The organism is Planctomyces sp. SH-PL14 (genome assembly GCF_001610835.1).
In the GTDB taxonomy this organism is placed as follows: domain Bacteria; phylum Planctomycetota; class Planctomycetia; order Planctomycetales; family Planctomycetaceae; genus Planctomyces_A.
Map to the genome: position 1 here is coordinate 3685836 of NZ_CP011270.1, position 21109 is coordinate 3706944.

Genomic DNA, 21109 nt, shown 5'->3' on the forward strand with positions numbered 1-21109 from the left:
ACGGTTGCGAGAGGCCTCGCCTCGTCAGACTTCGGCGAACGACATTGGCTCGGAGATCGCCGAATGAGGAATTCGCTCGCTGTTGAACCGCGTAAAATCAATGTATCTCTTGAACTTCAGATACTCGTAGTAGTCGTTGTCTTGCCGCGCGCGGCGCAACACCTGCACAGACGACCACAAGCTCTTTTGCCCCCACACATACCGATTAACCTGAATGATTTCAGGGTCCAGAGAATCGAGGTCCTTGTACCCCGCAATGACGCCCGCGCATGGCAGAAACGGGTACTCAAAGTAGCTGAACTCAATCCCTGCGTTGCTGCTAGCGATCGTTTGCAGGTTCGTCATAGATTCTTTGCGCAGCTTGACCATGTCTCGATTTCGCAGTTTGTCAGGAATATCGCTGGTCTTAGTCTGTGCCAAATCAATATCCTGCAACTTCCGCATACTCTCCAGATTGGTCTCCGAGCAGAAATAAACCTCGACCTTGCTGACCGCCGGCAACTGAAACCCGGACCTGGCCACGGCGAAGTGCCGGCTAAACCGCTCATTAATTGCCCCAATGATCACAATTCGCTGGCACGGCACATAGGACTTGTCTGAGAGCAGCTGCCCTAAAGTCTCCTCCATTTGCTTCGGATCACGGATCTCATGGACAACCTTCAGGCTCGGCTCCTCCTCCAACCCTCCGATAACGAGCGTCTTCCTGACCGGCTGGCCATCAGGGTCAGGGATGGCTACAGTGACCGACAAAACGATATTGCAGATTTTCAACTGATAGTCATGCTTGACGGTGTAAATCCCGTCAATCGACGAGACGTTCACTTTGTAATCCGCATCCGCGTTGATCCGCGGCACGCGATCGAGCCCCTTCTGGACCGTCGGGATTAGCGCACTGAGGCCTCGGCGAGCATTGTAGTCTTTTACCTCCGATGCCAGCTTTTCCAGAATGGACGGTGAGGACAGATAGCTCTGATGAAAGTCCATGGAACAGAGAATGTGGCCGTCTGGGCCCCCGATATCCATAATTCGCTGGGCCTGATTAATCGCGTGACCGCAGAAGTTGGAGTTGCCGTTGATATCTTCGATTACGGTCAATTCCCCGGAATGCAGACCGATTCGCAGCGTCACGCCGCTATGCCTTGCCCACTCGGTGAGATAAAATGACAGCAACAACAGAACATGCCCCGTGTCCAGATTGGGCCGTGGAGTCTTTTCCAGACAGACGACCATCCCATCACCCGTGGGCATGGCCGCCACAATCAAGTCTCGCCCGCGGTGTTCCGACAGTCGCTGCTCCCGAAACTCGGGGACCAGGAATCTGGCGCACCTTTCGTTGATGTCTTGCGAGAGCGCCTGCTGCTCCTTATTCGTTTTCTTGGAATAGCTGACGATATCCACAAAGATGATAGCGGCCATTTTTTGAGTGCCTGAATCCCAGGTTGTTTGTTATGGCAGGAGCGGTGGGCCCGACCCCAAGAGCAGGGGTGAAGTGATTGGGAACCTATTCGCTTAAAGATCCCCTGTCAACCAGACGCGGTTTCCTGGAATGACCGACGTGCGCTGGGCCAGTGACGACTTGCCGAACAAGGCGAAAACGCCCGACCGCAGGAACAAGGGGAGGCGGGCCAGCTCAGCCCCTCGCTCGACCACGGTCGGGCGCCGGTATTCTCGGCTGAGGCTGGCCGCCCGCAAGGGTGCCCAGATTATTAAGAATTCGTGAGATCGTGGACCAGGCCAAACAGAGGACCCGCGAAAGCCGCTCGCCCAGAATGAAAACGGGAGAAGAACAGCGGGATTCCGCGAGGGCGCTTTCGGTCGATGGGCGGAGCCCTCTCGACCGCCCAAATAAAGAAAGCCCGGAGGAGAGAAGCCCGCAGCCTCCCCGCCGGGCAATCTGGCCTGCGGTGTTTGACGATCGTCAATCGCCGGCTTCTTCACATGACCTGAAGGGGTCATTCCGGCCGATTCGCGCGAGTTTTTTCGACCGCAGGCCCCCATTTGAGGTCCGGGTAATCCCGGATGTCGAAAGTCCGGTTTGGAAACCACTCGCCCGGAAAGAATTTGACCGGAATCTGACGTCACGCCGCAGCGGGTGACCTAGGGTTGCGATGGTACGTTTTGACGTCACTCCATTTTCAGTCCATTGAGACGGATATCTCCATCCAACCACCCTGTGCGGTGCCCGAGACAGGGGTTAGATGGCTGGGCCGTTTCTCCGTCCGATCGATGGGCCCCGTCCGGTCACGGCACGGGGGACGCCGACGGCCGGAACCCCATTGCCTGACCAGGGGGAGCCAACCATGGTCATCTATCGCGGCGATCTGCCGCACCTGAAGCGCCCGCAAGGGGCGCACACCGAACGGAGTTTGCCGCCCGTGTCACGGGGGGTGGACTCCGCGGAGGACTGCTCCAACCCAGTCCCGGCCCCGCTCACGCGAAGGCTCCGGGACAAGGCGCCGGAGAATGGGACGACGCCGACCAGGCGTCCCACCGGGATGGACCTGTGAGAGACCTCGAGCGACCACGCTCCCGCGGGGCCGCGCCTCCGGTTGATCGAACCCCCCGTTGTCACGCCGGTTCACCCGGCAGCGCTCCGACCGCCTCACGGCCCGCCGGCTGTCGTCGGGGAGCGACGTCCGCCGCCGTCCGTTGAGGATTCGCCAACCCAGACCCTCGACGGACTCCGACTCCGGAACCGTTGTGTTCCCGGAGTCCCTCGCACCGCCCCCCGCCCCGTCGCTCAGTCCTGTCTCCGGGGCTGTGACGGCGCGATCGCGACCCTGTTGATTTTCAGAGTCACTTTCCATGCCACATGACGCGGATGAAAGCAGCCAGTCGTCAGGACCGGGAGGGAGCGCCCTCCTCCCGAAGAGCGACTTCACTCAGGAGACCTTCCGCCTGCCGCGGCGGGACTTCGCCGGCCTCGGGTCTGAAGAGTTCAATGAGCTGCTCGAGCTCGGCGCGCGAGACATGGCCTCCAAGCAGGAGCGGGACTTCATCCTGGCCGCGCTGCTGATCCGCGGGAAGCATCTCGGCGAGCGGGTCCTCCGCAAGGTCCTGAAAGGGTGGACCCCCTTTGGCGAAATCCCCCTGCGGGACTACCTCCTGAAAAGGGAGGCGGTCTCGGAGGAGATCGTGACGCAGGTCGAACAGGAAGGGCGGGAGTTCCTCAAGTCCCTCATCGGCCGGGCCTCCTGGTCGACCCTCGGCCCGCCGGCCCGCCGGACATCCGACCTGCTGGAGCGGATCGACCCCTCCGGACGCGTGGCCAAGCTGCTGGGCTTCTCGCAGATCCGCAAGGGGGTCACCGGCACGGAGGTCCGCAGCTATCGCCAGCAGTTCCGCCTGCTGCGCAAACTCGGACAGGGGGGACTGGGGACCGTCTGGCTGGCGCTCGACATGAGCCTCAACCGCTACGTCGCGCTCAAGGAGATCCTGGGGAGCGCTTCGAGCCATTCTCCGGCGGTCGCCCGCTTCCGCCGGGAAGCGGAGATCACGGGGCGGCTCGATCATCCGAGCATCGTCCCGGTGCACGTTCTCGGGGAGAACGATGGGGACGGGCGGCTGTTCTACGTCATGCGGTTTCTCGGCAACGAGACCCTGGAAGACGCCATCCGCGACTACCACGAGCGGCGGGAAGCGGGGCGGGCCACGCCGCTCGCCTTCCACCGGCTGCTGAACGCCTTCGTCAGCGCCTGCCAGGCGATCGCCTACGCGCATTCGCGGCACGTGATCCATCGGGACCTGAAACCGCAGAACATCGCCCTCGACAGCTTCGGCCAAGTGATCATCCTCGACTGGGGCCTCGCCAAGGCGCTCGGAATGCAGGAGCCGATCGCGCTCCTCCACGAGGGGCGGCGGGGAACGGCCGACCAGGTCGACATGACGATGGCGGGCCAGGTCATGGGGACCCCGATGTACATGGCCCCCGAACAGGCGGCGGGACGGATCGACGAGATCGACGAGCAGACGGACGTGTACGGCCTGGGGGCGATCCTGTTCGCCATCCTGACCGGGTACGCGCCGCACGAGCTCAGCCACGACAGCCTGGCGGCGGGGAGCCAGGTCACGGCGCTGCTCGACGTGATCGTCGAGCGCCCGGCGGTGCCGCCGCGGCAGCTCAACCCCGATGTCCCCTCGGCTCTCAACGCCATCTGCCTCAAGGCGATGTCGCACGACCGCTACCGGCGGTACGCCTCGGCGGCCGCCCTCTCGGACGATCTGCAGCGGTGGATCGCCGACGAGCCGGTCTCCGCGGTCGAAGAGTCCCCGGGCAAGCGTCTGCGGCGGTGGATCGAACGGAACCGCCGGCTCTCCCAGCTCGGTTTCCTGGTGCTCGTCGTCCTCTCGCTGCTGGGGGGCATGTGGGGGATCTCGCAATACCGGGACGCGGTCGCCGCGGCGTACTTCCGCACGGAGCTCCTGGCGGACGATGCCCGTCTGCTCCAGTCGCGGATGACGCACGAGATGCAGACGCTCGCCGGGAATGCGCGGTTCATGTCGTCGGTCCCCCCCGTCTATGAAGTCTTCAAGGCCCGTGTCGCGCGGGACGCCGCCCTGGAGGCGGAATGGACCGAACGGCTGCGGCGGACCTACCGCGGCCTGCTGGACGCGAATCCCAGCTACGCCGCCGTCACGTACTGGATCGACAGTCCGGGGGCGAAGGGGGCACCGATCCGCGTGCTGGTCCCGGCGGCGGAGAACGGTCCGCTCCGCACCGACATCGCGGAGTTCATGGAGCATCATCTTCCGGAGATCGCAGCCCTCTCCGAGCGGAGCGTCTACATCGGCATGCCGGGGGCCGGGCGGGGCGCCGCGGGCGGTTCGGGGGACCAGGAGCAATTCATCGGCCGCTGCATGCTTGCGGGGATCGGCGTGTTCGACCCGGCGACCGGCCAGAAGATCGGAGGGGTCGTGATCGAGTGCAGCCTGGAAGGGCTGTTCCGGGACTACCTGGCGGGGGCGAACCATCAGAACCTGGAGATCCTGCTTGTCGACGGCACCGGCCGCTCGACGATGCAGTTCAACCGCAAGGAGGGTCTGCAGCCGTCACTCGCCTCGCCGCCGCTCGATCCCGCGATGCTGGCCTTTCTGCGGTCGGACGACGGGGGGGAAACCCAGGTCTTCTCGCCGAAGCTCTCGGCCGCCCGGATCACGTTGAACGCCGGGGCGTCGAAGAAGGTTCTGGGCCTGCTCCTGCGAGTGCCGGACTGACCGTTCCCTTCAATCCGGCCGCCCTCCCCGGGATTCCGTTCGCGATCCGTTCCGCGCCGCCGTAGTTCCCGGGATCCCTCTTCCACCGCGGCGGGAGCGGCCGACGTGTTGTCCTTCGTCATTCCAGCCCACAACGAGGAGCAGCACCTGCCGGCGACGCTCTCCGCCGCGCGGGAAGCGGGGGTACAGTGCGGGGAGCCGTTCGAGATCGTGGTCGTCAGCGACAGTTCGACCGACCGGACGGAGGCCATCGCGCGCGAGCACGGGGTGCGAGTGCTCTCGGTGGCTCACCGGCAGATCGCCGCCACGCGGAACAGCGGGGCTCGGGAGGCGCGGGGCGATCTCCTGTTCTTTGTCGATGCGGACACGCTGCCGAACGCGGCGGCGGTCCGGGCGGGGATCGAGACGCTGCGGGGCGGTGCGGTCGGGGGCGGGTGTATCCCGGTGTTCGACGGGGTTCTGCCGTTGTGGGCGCGGCTGATGTATCCCGCGTTTGTCGTGGGGATGCGGACGTTTCGGTTTGTCGGCGGGTGTTTTCTGTTTTGCACGCGGGAGGCGTTCGAGGCGATCGGCGGGTTTCCCGAGCGTTACTTTGCGGCGGAGGAGGTCGGTTTCATTCGTTCGCTGAAGGGAGTGGGGAAGTTTGTGATTCCGCGGCCGACGGTGGTGACGTCGGGGCGGAAGTTGCGGGCGCATTCGGGTCGGGAGTTGTTGGCATTGGCGGGGCGGCGTGTGGTTCGGGGCCGGAAGTTGTTGGAGGGGCGTGAGGGCTTGGCAATCTGGTACGGCCCCCGAACAGAGGATTGAGGGAAACAATGAGCACCCCCACAACCGGGTCCAGGGGCACCCTGGTGGGGGATGCAAGGGGGCCTGTGTTGTTTTCTAGGCCCCCTTGCCCGCCTGAGGCCTGGCCGTCGAGAGATGTCTGAAGGAGATCGTGTCCAAGCGCGGACGGCGTGTGGGATGCCCCTCACCTGGAACGCGGTTCCCACAAAGCGGACATCTGTTGTGCACCACGGTTCCTCATGGAAGTGCCTCCGGCGGCAAGGGGGCCTGTGTTGTTTCTTTGGCCACTTGACCCCGGCTGCCGTGGCACGATGGGATTGAGCTATACAGCCCTGCCGGCAAGGACGTTGTTCGAGCAATCTACGAGGCCCCGCCACCGCCGCGGCTGAGCATCGGAACGACGTTCTCCGGCATCTGCAAAACCATCAGCGCCATCGCCGTCGCATACTCATCCCCGATCTGCAGATCCCCCCACCGCCCATCCCCCAGCTGCATCACCAGCAACTCCTCGCGAACAGCCGGAAACCACCGGCCCCACGCTGCAGCCCCCTCCCGCCAGACCACCTGCGCCTCATAAAACCGGCCGTAATAAAAGTACTCCGCCTGCCGAGGCAACGGCGTCCCCCTCGGCCCCCGCTCCAGATACCGCACTCCCCGACGAACGGCCGCGCCACCCCCCGCCGCCCCCGCCGCCACCTCCCGACCCGCCTGAGCCAGGGCGACAACAGCCGCCGCCGAACGCGGCCACAGAGACTCCGGCGGATCCTTCACGCGGTACCGGAACCCGCCATCAGGATTCTGGCACGACATCACGAACCCCACGCCGCGATCAATCACCTCCCGCGGAACCGAGATCCCCGCCCCGCGCGCCGACAGCAACGCGATCAACTGACACGTCGTGACGGAGACATCGGAGTCATCCGGAAACGGCGTGTACCGCCAGGCCCCCTGCTCATCTTGAGCGGAAAGAATCAGCTCCACCCCCTTGCGAAGCACCGCAGCCACCCTCGATCCACCCGGCGCCAAACCGGCTCCCTCCTCCGCTCCCAGGACCTGAGACAGGTAAGCCACGGCAAAGCCGTGCCCATACATCGGCCCGTGCGTCCGGACTTCTTCCTCCACAATGAACCCGCCCGGCTGGGCCCGCGACACGAGATACCCCGTGCACCGCGTGACGATGTCTGCCCAGCGGCTCCGGACTCCCCCCGCGCACAGAAAGGCGGTCCCGCACAGCGCCGCGACCCCCACGTTGCCGGCATAAGCCCCGCGATCCCCGAAGGCTCCGTCCGCCGTCTGCCGCCCCGCGAGCCACCGCAGCCCCCGGGCGATCGCCTCGCGAGTCGCCGGCGTGACACCGTGCGGATCCTCCAGAGCCACCCCCTCTCTCAGGAACGCGTCGCTGAACACCGACGCTCCAAGCCCGATCCGGACCGCCCGGTCAAGCACTCGACGCCGCGTCTCGCGCTGCGGGTCCTCGCTGGAAGAGTCTGTTGGCATGGATGTCGTCCGTGGCTCGGTTCAGGACCGCGTCAAATACGTCACTCGGGTTCGCCCCCGCGGGCACTCAGGCCGCGGCGGAGGGCCAGCACGGCGAAGGCGGTGGCAATCAAGGGATCGTCTTCCCGCATCGTCGGGTCCTGACTAGCCCATGACCCGTCGCGACGTTGCCGGCGAATCAGTTCCTCCCCCCACAGGCCATACTCGCCATCGGCTTCGGACGTGTCGGCCCGCATCAAGACCAGTGACCTCGCCGCGACCGTGTAGAACGCGAGCCCCCTGTCCGCGCCATGCCCGGCGAACGGCGGAACGTCCCGAGCCTCCCTCCGGATGAAGGCGAGCGTCGCCCGTGACTCCCGCGAATCGACCGGCTCTCCGCAGGCCCGCCGGGCGAGCCAACCGTCGCACGAGGGGGCAAGATACGGACGGGGAAAGCGATTCCCGTTCGCATCGACGAGATCGCCCCCCTTGTTGAGCGGCTCGTCGGCCCGCGGCGTGAAGACGAACCCGCCGTCGTAGTGCTGGTCGCCGGAGCGGTGCCGGCAGCGGTTGAGGAACAGCAGCGCCTCGTCGCGGACCGCCTGATCGAGACTCCCCGCGCGGTCGAGGGCCTGGAGGACCACAGAGGTCAACGACACGTTGGACGGCCCAAACCGCCCGGCGCGGTCGGCGGAGCGGGAGAGTCCCCAGCCGCCGAAGTCGGTCTCATCCCGCCGCCAGCCGTTCCGCTCCGTCCGCTGATAGGCCTTGAGCCCGTCGGCCAGCCGGACGCGAACCGCCTCGTGGTCCCGGTCGGTCGACTCCACCAGGACCAGAAGTGTCAGGGCGGCGGCATAAAGGGGATTGTCCCGCGCTCCATCGGGCGCCACGACCAGACCGTCGTCCGCCGGACGGCCCGTCAGGAACTTCACCCCGCGGCAGATCGCGGCGGACTCTGCTCCCCCTTCAGCCGTAGGCGCCGCCGCGAGAGCCAGCACAACGAGCGCCGTGCAACCCGTCCCGGCCTGCATCGAACCGTAGGTCTCAGAGTGCCAGCCCCCATCATCCGCCTGCCGACCGAGGAGCCATTTGGTGCCGCGTCGACAGGAGGCGTTCCAGGCCCCCCGTCGGACCGCCGCAGCGCCGTCGCTCCCAGCGCCGACCAGATCGTCCGCCGCGGCTGCCCCCGCCGCGCTTCGGGCAATCAACAGCACGACCATCGCCAGGCGCAGCAACGTCATAGGTCGGACAGCGAAAGCTGATGCCGGGGCGCGAGCAGCGTCAGCAGGGCGGAGGCGGTGCAGAACGTCCGGTCCGTAATGCAGTGATGTCCGGTCCAGCTCCCGTCCCGGTTCTGCATCTTGACCACCCCGGCACTGACATCGGGATACCAGCTCCGCCACTCCGGACGCGGATCCTGCACGAGACACTCGGTGACGAGATAGAACGCGAGGTACTCCTCGCCCCCCGCCAGCTCAAAGACCGGCTGCTCCCCCCGGACCGCCGCCAGCAGCCGCGGGATGCTGTCGCGGAAGACCGGCTCCTGCCGCAGGTCGAGCGAATAGAGCACCCGGAGACTGGAGGCTTCCTTGTAGAAGCGATGCATCCAGCTCTCGTCGTCGGGCGATTTCTCCTTCAGTGTCTTGAGCAGAGCGGTCCCGACCCGCCTGGCCGACGCGGTCACCTGAAACCCGGTGGCGTCGGCGGCCCGCAGCGACTCCCAGCCGAGCACCGTCCCCAGGACCGGCGCCCAGCTCTCGGTCCCCCAGGTCCCGTCGGGCCCCTGGGTCTCGCCGATGTGCCGGACCAGCTTCACCAGAGCCGCGCGAATCAGCCGCTCGTCTCCTGGCGACTCGTAGTAGACCTCGGAGAGGTAGATCGCGGCGAGAAACAGGTCCGCGTTCCGGCCGATCTTCCGCTGGATGAGGGTGATGGAATCGAGCGTCCCCGCCTCTCTCTGTTCGAGCAGCTCCAGCAGTCCGTAGAGCAGCCGGCGGCTGTGCTGGGCGTAGCGCCCGCCGCGGGGCGTGCTCCCTTCGGAGAGAAGCGCCAGTCCGACGATCGCGGTGCAGCCGAGATCCGGTCCCTGGTCCCGATCGGGACCGACCGTTCCGTTCCCGCGGATCGCCCCTACCAGCCAGTCGAATCCCCGGTCGATCGACCGGCGGACCTCCGGGCTCGCGCTCTCGGACCAGGCCGCCGCGCCGGCCGGCACACGATCGAGGTCCGCGCGCGTCTCCAGCCACGCCCCCTCGCCGAGCCATGCCACCAGAAGGACCGCCACAGAGACAACAGGAGATCGAGTGCGTCGCACCATCCGCATCGGTCACTGAGCGGTGAGGGGGGAAGGGAGTGACTCCCGGTGAGGCACAATTCGTGCCGCCCTGCCTGGCCGCCGGAAGCGTGACGATTTGCAGCCATCGGCTAGAGCGCCGGGCCACGAACCGGTCACATAGTCGCCACCGTCGACGAATTCTCCATCAGCGCTGCCGCACCTCACCCGGGTCCAGGGGCACCCTGGTGGGGAGTGCAGAGGGGCCTGTGTTGTTTTCTTGGGCCCTTTGCCCGCCGGAGGCCCGTCTCGTCTCGATCAATCTGAAGGAGCGAGCGTCCAAGCGCGGACACCGTGCCGGATGCCCCCCACATCAACCCGCGAGGATTGCGAATTGAGTAGTGAGTTCTCAACGCCGGTTCCACAAAGCGGTCGCCCGTTGCTGACCACGGTTCCTCATGGAAGCGCCTCCGGCGGCAAGGGGGCGTGGCCCCCTTGACCCCAGGTGCCGGAGCACGTTGGGTTTGAGCGAGCAGAGCTGTGCCGGCAAGGACGTGGGAATCGCGTCCGGCTTTCCCTATCATCGGCCACACTGGCCGTTCATTGAGTCCTCACCAAGGACGGGTCAATCCGGGACCGCCTGTATGCATGGGATTCGCCTCGCGCTCGCGTGGTCTCTCTTCGCTGCCACCCTCCCTGTCGCCTTCGCGGCCGAGGACTGGCACCCCTTTCAACCACCGCCCGACGCCCTCGTCGACAGCCCCATCGGCCTGCGGTCCCTGAACGAGCGGTTCGCCGGAGAACACGGCCGGATCGCTGCCCGGGACGGACGCTTCGTCCACGGCGACACGGGAAGCCCCGTCCGATTCTGGGCCGTGAACGGCCCGCCGGATGATCTGACGGGAGACGACCTCCGCCGCTGCGCCCGGATGCTGGCCGACTACGGCGTCAACCTGGTCCGGGTCCATCGTCCGCTGTTCGACGCCAGGGGCGAAGTCGACCCCGCCAAGGTTCGGCAGGCCCAAGAGATCGTCGCCGCCCTGAAGGCCGAAGGGATCTACACGCACTTCTCGATCTACTTCCCGCTCTGGTTCAAGCCGAAAGCGGACCTGGCATGGCTCCCCGGCTACGACGGCCAGAAGCCGCCGTTTGCCGCCCTGCAGTTCAACCGCGAGTTTCAAAAGCGGCATCAGGAATGGCTGCGGGCCCTCCTGACGACGCCGGACGCCAGGACCGGAAAGACCCTCCTCGACGAACCGGCGGTCTTCGGGGTCGAGGTCCAGAACGAAGACTCCTTCTTCTTCTGGACGTTCGATGCCCGCAACATCCCCGCCCCGCAGCTCCAGATCCTGGAGACCCGCTTCGGCGACTGGCTGACCAAACGTTACGGCTCGATCGCCAAGGCGCTCGAAACCTGGAAGGGCCAGGCCCTCCCCCGCGACGCCGAGAAGGAGGGACGCGTCGGCTTCCGCCCGCTCTGGAACATCGCCCACGAGAAAACCCGCCGAGATCAGGACACCGCGACGTTCCTGCTGGAGGTCCAGACCGAGTTCTATCGCGACACGTACCAGTTCCTGCGGCAGCTCGGCTTCCAGGGACTGATCCATTGCAGCAACTGGGCGACCGCCGATCCCGCCGTCCTCGGTCCCCTCGAAAAGCTGAGCTACACCGCCGGGGACTTCGTCGACCGCCACGGCTACTTCGAGTGCAACCACAAGGGGGACAACGCGGCGTGGTCGATCCGCCCCGGACACACCTACAGCGACCGCAGCGCCCTCCGGTTCGACCCGCCCGTCCCCGGCAAGCCGCGGACCATCGGGCATCCGGTGATGGACCCGCACTACGACGACAAGCCGTCGATGATCTCCGAGACGACCTTCACCCGCCCGAACCGCTATCGCTCCGAGGCCCCGCTGTACTTCGCCGCCTACGGAGCCCTGCAGGACAGCGACGGCATCGTCCACTTCGCGTTCGACGGGGCAAACTGGAACGTCAAGCCCCGGTTCTGGATGCAGCAGTGGACCCTCGCGACGCCGGCGATGCTGGGCCAGTTCCCCGCAGCCGCTCTCCTCTATCGCAAGGGGCTGATCCAGGAGGGAGACATGGTCGCCGACATCTCCCTCAACCGCGATGACCTGCTGCACCTGAAGGGGACTCCCCTCCCGCAGGACGCCGCCTTCGACGAGCTTCGGCTGGCCGATGTGCCGTCGGGCGTGGACATCAAGCCGGGGCAGCGGCTCGATCCCCTGCTCCATTTCGCCGGCCGGACGCGAGTCCGGTTCGTCGACGGCCCGGGAGGGTTTCTCGGCTGCGACTCCGCTTCTCTGATCGACCACAAGGGGCAGACGGTCACGAGCACGACGCGAGAACTGAAGCTCGACTACGGCCGGGGTCTGCTGACAATCAACGCCCCGCAGGCCGCGGGGCTCTCAGGCAACCTCAAGTCGGCGGGAGCAACGAAGCTCGGCGCGTTCGAGATCGCGAGTGACCTCGACCTCGGGCATATCCTGGCGGTCTCGCTCGACGATCAGCCGCTGTCGACCTCGAAGAAGATCCTCGTGCAGGCGATGTCCGAAGAGCGGGCAACCGGCTTTCGGACGGAACCTGCGGAAGAGGGGACCTACAAGATCACCGACATCGGCCGCGATCCCTGGCAGGTCCGGAGCCTCTCGGGGACCGTCAGGTTCCATCGTCCGGATGCCGCGACACTGCGCGTGACGCCGCTCGATATCAGCGGCCGGCCGCAGAGGAAGGGAGCGGCCCTGAAGGCGAATGCGATTTCGCTTCTGCCGGACACGATCTACTACTTGATCGAAAAGTGACGGGTGCCAGATTGAGGGACCGGATGAGACTCACGTCCGGGACAGGACGGGGCTCCGTGTGGAGTGGCTGGGATAGGTGTAGAGTGTGGCGCTCCGCGGCCACGGTCGAGTTCAGCGGCAGGGGCGCTATCACCCGGCGGGGAGCCGGAACGGCTCACAAAACTCGTCGCTGCTCCAATCGACTCCCGGACCATCTTTCTTCAGAACGGTCGGCCACCAGAGGCTGCGCGGGAACTGAAAGCAAACCTGCGCCCAATCCGTGTAGAACTGCAACAACGATTCGGCGAGGCGATGCCCGTTCTCACCAGTCCCGCCGTCGCACCAGTCATGTTTGTCGAACACGACGGGGGCCGGGTCCAAGGCGGTGTCGAGGCTGAATCCGTCGCCGTTCCCTTCGTTATGGAAGGGCATCCATTTTCGCATCTTGAGTGCGGTCTGCTTCGCCAACACGGGGTTCTTCGTACCGCTGAAGTCGTAGTCATCGTTCCACTCTGTCATCCAGCTCAGCACGTCAAAGGATTCGATTACCCGACTGTTGAGCTTCGGAAACTCGTGGTTCGCGAATGGCTCTCGATCACGTTTCGTACTCCACGCGAATTCCAGCCCATCGCCCATCTCCGCGTAGAACTCGGCCATCGACGCGGGAATCGGGATCAGCGCCTTCGCCCGCGCGCGTTCGATGGTGGAGGTGGTCAACGCTTCGCCGCGTTCGAACGTGACCTTCACGCCCTGACGCCGCACGTGATCCGCAACCCGTTCGAACAGTTCGAGGTACGCCATGGCGACTGCTGACTCCGCTTATCGGAATGAGGTGCTTTGAGAATGCCCCGCCGCATTCGCCCGTGAACCGTAGCCGGCTCCCCTTTTCGAAGCCACGCCGTTCGCCGATGATGGCGATCTCCCGTCGCTCTCCCGGAGATTCTTCCATGGACCGCCGCACTTTTCTGCAGTTGGGGGCCGCGGGCCTCAGTCTGCCTGCTTTCGGCCCCTCGCTCTACGCCGCCGCCTCCGACAAGCCGCCGCGGGTGGCGCTGATCGGCTGCGGGTGGTACGGCAAGGCAGACCTGCTGCGGCTGATTCAAGTCGCTCCGGTCGAGGTCGTCGGCCTGTGCGACGTCGACAGCACGATGCTGGCGGAGGCGGCGGCGCTCGTCAAAGAGCGGCAGAGATCCGATAAGGCCCCGCCGACATTCCGGGACTACCGCGACCTGCTGAAGCAGACGCAGCCGGAGATCATCCTGATCGCCACGCCGGACCACTGGCACGCCCTCAACGCCATCGCGGCGATCGAGGCGGGGGCCGACCTCTACCTGCAGAAGCCGATCAGCGTCGACGTCGTCGAAGGGGAGGCGATCCTCGCCGCCGCGCGGAAGCACGGCCGCGTCGTCCAGGTCGGAACGCAGCGGCGGAGCACGCCGCACCTCATCGAGGCCCGCGACCAGATCCTCAAGGAGGGGAAGCTCGGAAAGATCGGCGTCGTCGAGATCTACTGCTACTACCACATGCGGGCCCGCGGCAACCCGCCCGACATCGCCCCGCCGGAGAACCTCGACTACGAACTTTGGACCGGCCCCGCGCCGATGCGGCCCTACAACGAGCTCGTCCATCCCCGCCGCTGGCGAGCCTACATGGAGTACGGCAACGGCATCGTGGGGGACATGTGCATCCACATGCTCGACATGGTCCGGTGGATGATGGACCTCGGCTGGCCCAGCACCGTCAGCTCTTCGGGAGGGATCCTCGTCGACAAGGAGAGCCGCTCCAACATCTCCGACACCCAGACCGCCACCTTCGACTTTGGCGGCCTGCCGGTCATCTGGCAGCACCGCACCTACGGACACCCCGCCGACCCCAAGTACCCCTGGGGGGCGACGTTCTACGGCGACAAGGGGACCCTCAAGTGCAGCGTCATGGGCTATGACTTCACGCCGTTCGGAAAGGGCGAGGCGGTCCACCGCGATGTCGTCTACGAACTGGAGCAGTATCCTGAGGACCAGACCGAGAAGGACCTCGAAAAGCACGTCGCCCCCGCGATCCGCGGGCACATGCTCGACTTCCTGAAGGCCCGGGAGTCCCGCGGCCGTCCGGTGGCGGACATCGAGCAGGGGCACATCTCGACGGCGAGCTGCATACTGGCCAACATGGCGATGGAGCTGGGCCGAACGCTGGCGTGGGATCCGGCGACCGGCCGCATCCGGAACGACGACGAGGCCAACCGCCGGCTCCAGAGACCGTACCGCGAGCCCTGGACACATCCGGTCCCCGCGAAGAACGCCTAGATTCGATCCGTTCCGTCGTCCGGCCTTCCCGACTCGTCCGTTACGTTGCCGTTACACGCGGCGGGCGGCTCGTTGAGGGAAGCTCGCCGGATTCGATACCGTGCGGCCGGTGTCCGGCGGCTGACCGGCCGCGATCCCCGTTCGCTCTCCCGGAGGCTCTCCTGATGATCCGTCTTGGTCTGCTCGCGCTCGCGTGCTGTCTTCTGCTCGGCCGGCCGGCCCGGGCCGAAGGGGTGTTCCCCGGCGCCGACTGGGAGACCGCGGCGCCGGAAAGCCAGGGGCTGTCGGCCGAGAAGCTCGACAAGGCCCGCGAGTGGCTGGCGTCGCACAACAGCCGCTCGGGGCTCGTCGTCCGCCACGGCCGCATCGTCGCCGAGTGGTATTTCCAGGAGGCGGACCGGAACTCCAGGTTCGCCGCCTATTCGACCAGCAAGTCCCTCTCCAGCATGGCGACGGGACTGGCGATCGCCGACGGCAAGCTGACGCTCGATACCACCGTGGGCCAGTTTCAGCCGGACGTCCAGCCCGCGGGCAAGAAAGCGATCACGGTGAAGCAGCTCCTGAGCATGAGCTCGGGCGTCCACAACAATCCCGAGGTTCACCAGCGGACGGACCTCTTCACCTATGCCCTGAACGAGGCCCCGCTCGATCACCCGCCAGGCTCGAAGTGGGACTACAACAACACCGGCCTGGCGCTCCTCAGCCCCGTCTTCCAGAAGGCAACCGGCAAGCCGATCGACGACTTCCTGAACGAACGGGTTTTCAAGCCGATCGGGATTGCCGCGGACGACTGGACCTGGGAGCGGCGGGAGGGATACGCCCTTCCGTACTCCGGCTGCCACATGACCGCCCGCGGGATGGGACGCATCGGCCTGCTGGTCCTCAACAAGGGGGAATGGGACGGCCGCCGGGTCGTTCCGGCGGACTGGCTGAAGGAATCGATCGGCCCTTCGCAGGACCTCAACAAGTCGTACGGTTACCTGTGGTGGAACAACACGACGAACAAGTGGCCCAAGGTCCCGCAGGACGCCTACGCCGCGCTCGGCCGCTGGGACAACAACATCCTGATCGTCCCCAGCCTCGACCTCGTCGTCATCCGCCAGTCCGATCTGGCCCCGGCGCAGGGGCATCAGATCGCCGAATATTTTGCGCTCGTCTGCGACGCCGTCGCGAAGCCGTAGTCTCGCGCAGGACCTTCCCCGCGCCGCGCCCGATCCGGGCGGAAAGTCGGGTCACGGCGTCTTGGGTTTGCCCGCCCGGTTGCTCTCGGTAGACTCTGTCGCGTCATCACCCTGTCAGAGCAGGGTGGTGGCGGATTGAAGTCCGGCGTCAGAAAAGGGTGTCGACGACACCGCGCCGGGCCCGGAAACAGCCAATCGACCAGGCAAAGCACTGGTCGCCGAAGTGGCGGAATGGCAGACGCAGCGGATTCAAAATCCGCCGACCTCAAAAGTCGTGTGGGTTCGAGTCCCACCTTCGGCACTCTCAGATTCCTCTCCGTCTCAGCATCCTGCCTGGACGGGGAGCGATGCTCTATGCACTCTCTCGGGCAAACCGCTCCCGTCGTCCGGGCTGACCACGGAGTTGGGACCGGTCGACGTCGCTGTCAGGGGACGAGCTTTCCGGTGACACCGCCATGATGGTTTGCGAAGCCCGATGCCAGGTGTTTCTGCACAACCCCAAGGCAGCCGGGATCGCCGTCGGCAACTGGCTGCGGAAGCATCACGGCTACGTCGATGCTGCCCCGGACCTCGGCGCCCAGCGGCATCCGGACCGTCCCGACTCCTATCTGTGGCGGCACGCCCCGACACCGCCTGACGGCTGCGAGCACTACGAGAAGTGGTGCATTGTCCGGCATCCGCTGCGGCGGTGGGAGTCTTACTTCAACTACACCCGCCGCTGGGAGCCGGAGATTGCTCACCTGTCGTTCGACGAGTTCACCGCGGCCCGCGTCGCGTGGCTGCCGAAGCAGGTGGTCTATGTCCAGGCCTCCGATTACTGGATTCAGGTCGAGCATCTTCAAGCGGGGCTCGCCGAGCTCGGTCTGACGGATCGGCTTGAGGAGCTCACGCGGGAGAACGTGACTGGTCACGGTGTTCTCTGGACCGACTGGTCGCGAGCCCGTGTCCTCGAGCACTTCCATGAGGATTTTCATCGCTGCGGCTACCGGCTACCGCGATAGCCTCTCAGCTCGACCGACCAATCCGGGGTCCAGGGGGCACCCCTGGTGGGGAGTGCAGAGGGGCAACGCCCCTTTGCCCGCCGGAGGCTTGGCCGTCGAGAGATATCTGAAGGAGCACGTGTCCAAACGCGGACAAAGTGCCGTATGCCCCCCTCACCAACCCACGGGGATTTCATAGCGAGCGGTGAGTCCTCAACGCCGGTACCACAAAGGGGGTATCCGTTGTGTCCCACGGTTCCTCACAGGAGTGCCTCCGGCGGCAAGGGGTGACCCCCTTGACCCCAGGCTGCCGTCGCACGTTGGGTTTGAGCTATGGATGCTGTGCCGGCAAGGACGCGGGCCGGCGTCCGTTCCAATTCGCACCTCTCCGCTATCATGCCCGGCTGACCTCACCCACCCGGACCAATCTGATGCCCGAACCGCTGTCTCGCGACGAACTGGCCGCCCGGTATCTCGAGCAGCTCCCCTACGCCCCCTACCCCATCCAGGAAGAAGCCCTCCTGGCCTGGTACACCTCGGAAGAAGGAGTCCTCGTCTGCGCCCCCACCGGCACCGGCAAGACCCTCATCGCCGAAGCCGCCCTCTTCGAAGCCCTGCACCTCGGCAAAGTCGCCTACTACACCACCCCGCTGATCGCTTTGACGGAACAGAAGTTCCGGGAGATGCAGGACGCCGCTGAACGCTGGGGGTTCTCCCGCGAGGACGTCGGCCTCGTCACCGGCAACCGCCGCGTCAACCCGCAGGCCAAGGTCCTCGTCGTCGTCGCCGAGATCCTGCTGAACCGCCTCCTCAACGCCGAAGAGTTCGACAACTTCTCGGATGTCTGCGCCGTCGTGATGGACGAGTTCCACAGCTTCAACGACCCCGAGCGCGGCGTCGTCTGGGAACTGTCACTGACCATGCTCCCCAAGCACGTCCGGCTGATGCTCCTCTCCGCCACGGTCGGCAACACCGCCGAGTTCATGATCTGGCTCCGCGGCAAGCACGGCCGCAAGGTCGACCTCGTCCAGGGGACCGAGCGGAAGGTCCCGCTCCACTTCGAGTGGGTCGGCTCGCGGCTCCTCAACGAGCAGCTCGAAATGATGAACCAGGGAGCGGACGATGGCCGCCGCGTCCCGGCCCTCCTCTTCTGCTTCAACCGGGCGGAGTGCTGGAACGTCGCCGAGCAGCTCAAGGGGAAGGACATGCTGGGAGACGGCCAGCAGAAAAAACTCGTCGAGGCCATGGAGGGCTGGGACTGGAGCGGCGGCGCGGGCCCCAAGCTCAAGCAGATCCTCCTCCGCGGCGTCGGCGTCCACCACGCGGGACTCCTCCCCAAGTTCCGCCGCCGCGTCGAAGAACTGTTCCAGAAGAAGCTGCTGTCGGTCTGCGTCTGTACCGAGACCCTGGCGGCGGGGATCAACCTCCCGGCCCGGTCGGTCGTCCTGACGTCGCTGATCAAGGGGCCGCGAGGGAAGAAGACCGTCATCGATGCCAGCTCGGCCCATCAGATGTTCGGCCGCGCGGGCCGGCCGCAGTTCGACTCGCGAGGCTTCGTCTTCGCCCTCTCGCATGAGGACGACGTCAAGATCCTCAAGTGGAAGGAGCGGTACGACCAGATCCCCGAGGACACCAAGGATCCCAACCTGATCCGGGCCAAGAAGGCTCTCAAGAAGAAGATGCCCACGCGGCGGAACACGGAGCAGTACTGGAACGAGCAGCAGTTCCAGAAGCTGATCGCCGCCCCGGCCGCCAAGCTCGCCAGCCGGGGCCAGATCCCGTGGCGGCTGATGGCCTACATGCTCTCGCTCTCGCCGGACGTCTCGCGGCTGCGGACCTTCGTGCAGAAGCGGCTCCTCGATGCCGCAGCCGTCGAGAAGGGCGAGCGTCGGCTCAACGAAATGCTCCTGACGCTCTGGTCGGCAGGCTACATCGATCTCGAACCGGAGCCCCCCGCGGCGCTGCGAACCCGGATCGTCGTCGAATCGACCGGCGCAGCCACGGGCGACGAGGACGACGGAGAAGACGAAGCCCCCCGCCCGGCGGCAGCCCCGGCATCAAAGGCTCCGGGCGACGGCGAAGCAGACTTCGGCGATGGCCTCGATGACGACCCGGCCGCCGCTGCGGACACAGAGACGGCTGCCGCAGAACCCGATGATCAGCCCCCGCCTGCCATAGCCCGGCTCACCTTCGGCGCGGCCCCCGCTCCACTGCCTCCCCCGGCCGCCTCCAAGCCGACCAAGAAGCAGGGAAAGGTCATCAACCTCACCGGCAAGCCCGCCCCGCCGCCTCCGCCGGAGCTCCCCGCCTACCACCCCGCGCAGGCCCGGCCCACCCCCGCCATGGCCAAGCTGCTCGCCTTCCGAGCCATCAACCCGGTCTACGGGGCCTGGCTCCTCGACCTGATGGGCTCCGCCGAACGGATCGAGCGGCTGCAGATCTTCGAGAGCGTTCTGGAAGTCCCCACGTCGCTCCTCTCGCAGGTCCGCGTCCCGCCGCCGGACGTCCTCACCCCCGGCCCGCTCGCCCGGGAGCGGATCGACCAGGAGCTGATCGCCCGCGGCCTCCTGACCCCGGCCGACATCAACCCGGCAGCGGTGGAAGAAGACCCCGCCGACCGCTTCAACCGCGAACGACGGTTCGCGGTCCCGCTCGCGGAGAAAGTCCGGATGCTGTTCGACTCCGACTACCCCGGCGTCCTGGAGACCCCGGTCCGCGGGGTCTGGATCGCGGGCGATCTCGAGCAGTTCGGCTGGGACTTCCACAAGTACGTCAGCGGCCGGGACCTCTCCAAGCAGGAGGGCCTGATCTTCCGCCACCTGATGCGGCTCATTCTCCTCTGCGGAGAGTTCTCCCAACTGACGCCCCCCAACATGCCCGACGGCGAATGGCGTGATGAGCTCCGCGACCTGAGCGAAAACCTGACGGAAGCCTGCCGCAAAGTCGACCCGGACAGCACGGATGAAGTCCTCGCGGCACTGGAGGGGGCGGACGTCATCAAGGGGGGATGAGACCCCGGGTCAAGGGCGGGAGCCCTTGCCGCCGGAGGCACTTCACTGAGGAACCGTCCAAGCAACAACGGACGCCCGTAGTCGGCCAAGGAGGCCAACCGATGCGGATCTCGTTCGATCTTGACGACACACTGATCTGCTATCAGCCGGACGTTCCTCGCGAGCCGCGTCTCGCGTGGTATCAGCGTGTCTTCGTCGGTGACGAACCGCTCCGTCTCGGTTCGCGCTCGCTCATGAGACGACTTCGCGAGCAGGGCTGGGAGATCTGGATCTACACAACGTCCTATCGCCGGCCGGCCCACATTCGCCGCTGGCTTTGGTGCTACGGAATCCGCGTCGCGAACGTCATCAATCAGGATGTCTACGACGCCCACTTGAAGAAGACGCCGCAGCACCGTCCTCCGACCAAGAGTCCGAAAGCCTTCGGGATCGATCTCCACATCGATGACCTGGAGGGGGTTCGTCTCGAAGGGGAGACCCACGGGTTCCGCGTCCTCGTCATCCGTCCGGATGATGAAGCGTGGGCGGATAAAGTCTGGACAACCACCGAAGAGTTCCGGTGGCGGACGGCTGGCCCGCAGCGGCCAACCGTGGCCCCCGGCGCTTGCGGGTGACTTCAGCGGGCGGCACCATGACCACACCGATTTCTTTCTCTACCAGGCGCTTCCATGCCAACGAGCCTTTTCATCTCACTGCCGGTCCAGGACGTGACGAAGTCGACCGCGCTCTATGAAGCGATTGGTTTCCAGCGCAACCCGCAGTTCACTGGCGACGCGACATCCTGCCTTGTTGTCAGTGACACGATCTCCCTCATGCTGGCGTCGCACGAGCAGTTCCAGCAGATCTCACCGAGACCGATGGCCGACCCGACGAAAGGCTGCCAGGTCCTCCTCAGCCTCTCGCTCGAGAGTCGGGAAGCCGTTGACGACATGGTGGCGAAGGCCATCGCGGCCGGAGGATCGAAGGCCCATGAACCGGAAGATTATGGGTTCATGTACCAGCATGCGTTCTACGATCTCGACGGTCACGGTTGGGGACTGACGTGGTTCAATCCGAATGCTGCTCAAGTGAGTTAGCAAGTCTTCCGG

At 65.8% G+C, this 21109-nt stretch carries 14 protein-coding genes and 1 tRNA gene; 10 read left to right on the forward strand and 5 right to left on the reverse strand.

The window, feature by feature from the left end:
- Positions 1-24 precede the first annotated feature (24 nt).
- Positions 25-1416: a hypothetical protein gene (locus VT03_RS14270; protein ID WP_075093594.1), complete on the reverse strand. Its 1392-nt coding sequence runs from the start codon at positions 1414-1416 to the stop codon at positions 25-27.
- A gap of 1389 nt (positions 1417-2805) precedes the next feature.
- On the opposite strand from VT03_RS14270, the gene VT03_RS14275 reads away from it, so the two are divergent.
- Together VT03_RS14275 and VT03_RS14280 are read left to right on the forward strand one after the other, a co-directional pair.
- The gene (locus VT03_RS14275; RefSeq protein ID WP_075093595.1) at positions 2806-5214 is read left to right on the forward strand and encodes a serine/threonine-protein kinase; all 2409 of its coding nucleotides are present in this window, start codon (positions 2806-2808) and stop codon (positions 5212-5214) included.
- Positions 5215-5319: 105 nt separating this feature from the next.
- A complete protein-coding gene (locus VT03_RS14280) occupies positions 5320-6021 on the forward strand; it encodes a glycosyltransferase (RefSeq protein WP_075093596.1) in 702 nt (233 codons plus the stop codon).
- 339 nt (positions 6022-6360) lie between these two features.
- Here the strand turns inward: VT03_RS14280 and VT03_RS33485 are convergent, their stop codons facing one another.
- From VT03_RS33485 to VT03_RS14295, 3 genes are read right to left on the reverse strand one after another with little or no spacing between them, the layout of a single operon-like run.
- Positions 6361-7497: a prenyltransferase/squalene oxidase repeat-containing protein gene (locus VT03_RS33485; RefSeq protein ID WP_156514491.1), complete on the reverse strand. Its 1137-nt coding sequence runs from the start codon at positions 7495-7497 to the stop codon at positions 6361-6363.
- A 41-nt stretch (positions 7498-7538) separates the two neighbouring features.
- Positions 7539-8717 carry a hypothetical protein gene (locus VT03_RS14290; protein ID WP_156514492.1) on the reverse strand — a complete coding sequence of 393 codons (1179 nt, stop codon included), beginning with the start codon at positions 8715-8717 and terminating at the stop codon, positions 7539-7541.
- Positions 8714-9793 carry a hypothetical protein gene (locus tag VT03_RS14295; RefSeq protein WP_156514493.1) on the reverse strand — a complete coding sequence of 360 codons (1080 nt, stop codon included), beginning with the start codon at positions 9791-9793 and terminating at the stop codon, positions 8714-8716. The genes VT03_RS14290 and VT03_RS14295 overlap by 4 nt, the downstream gene beginning before the upstream one ends.
- 599 nt (positions 9794-10392) lie before the next feature.
- Here VT03_RS14295 and VT03_RS14300 point away from each other — a divergent pair.
- Entirely contained in the window at positions 10393-12570 is a 2178-nt protein-coding gene (locus VT03_RS14300; RefSeq protein ID WP_075093600.1) for a hypothetical protein, read from the forward strand.
- A gap of 129 nt (positions 12571-12699) precedes the next feature.
- On the opposite strand, the gene VT03_RS14305 is transcribed toward VT03_RS14300, so the two are convergent.
- Positions 12700-13350 carry a hypothetical protein gene (locus VT03_RS14305; RefSeq protein ID WP_075093601.1) on the reverse strand — a complete coding sequence of 217 codons (651 nt, stop codon included), beginning with the start codon at positions 13348-13350 and terminating at the stop codon, positions 12700-12702.
- 146 nt (positions 13351-13496) lie between these two features.
- Here VT03_RS14305 and VT03_RS14310 point away from each other — a divergent pair, with 146 nt between their 5' ends.
- The 7 genes from VT03_RS14310 to VT03_RS14340 all read left to right on the forward strand — a co-directional run bounded on the left by VT03_RS14310 (position 13497) and on the right by VT03_RS14340 (position 21097).
- On the forward strand, positions 13497-14849 hold the full coding sequence (locus VT03_RS14310; RefSeq protein ID WP_075093602.1) for a Gfo/Idh/MocA family protein: 1353 nt from the start codon (positions 13497-13499) through the stop codon (positions 14847-14849).
- A 164-nt stretch (positions 14850-15013) separates the two neighbouring features.
- Positions 15014-16030, forward strand: a complete 1017-nt coding sequence (locus VT03_RS14315) for a serine hydrolase domain-containing protein (RefSeq protein ID WP_075093603.1) — start codon at positions 15014-15016, stop codon at positions 16028-16030.
- 217 nt (positions 16031-16247) lie between these two features.
- A tRNA-Leu gene (locus VT03_RS14320) sits at positions 16248-16331 on the forward strand.
- A gap of 154 nt (positions 16332-16485) precedes the next feature.
- Positions 16486-17031: a hypothetical protein gene (locus VT03_RS14325; RefSeq protein ID WP_075093604.1), complete on the forward strand. Its 546-nt coding sequence runs from the start codon at positions 16486-16488 to the stop codon at positions 17029-17031.
- Positions 17032-17441: 410 nt separating this feature from the next.
- Complete coding sequence (locus VT03_RS14330; RefSeq protein WP_075093605.1) at positions 17442-20021, forward strand: DEAD/DEAH box helicase; 2580 nt, start codon at positions 17442-17444, stop codon at positions 20019-20021.
- 101 nt (positions 20022-20122) lie between these two features.
- Positions 20123-20635 (forward strand): hypothetical protein, encoded by a 513-nt coding sequence (locus VT03_RS14335; protein ID WP_075093606.1) that lies wholly within the window; start codon positions 20123-20125, stop codon positions 20633-20635.
- 54 nt (positions 20636-20689) lie between these two features.
- Positions 20690-21097 carry a VOC family protein gene (locus VT03_RS14340; RefSeq protein WP_075093607.1) on the forward strand — a complete coding sequence of 136 codons (408 nt, stop codon included), beginning with the start codon at positions 20690-20692 and terminating at the stop codon, positions 21095-21097.
- Positions 21098-21109 lie beyond the last annotated feature (12 nt).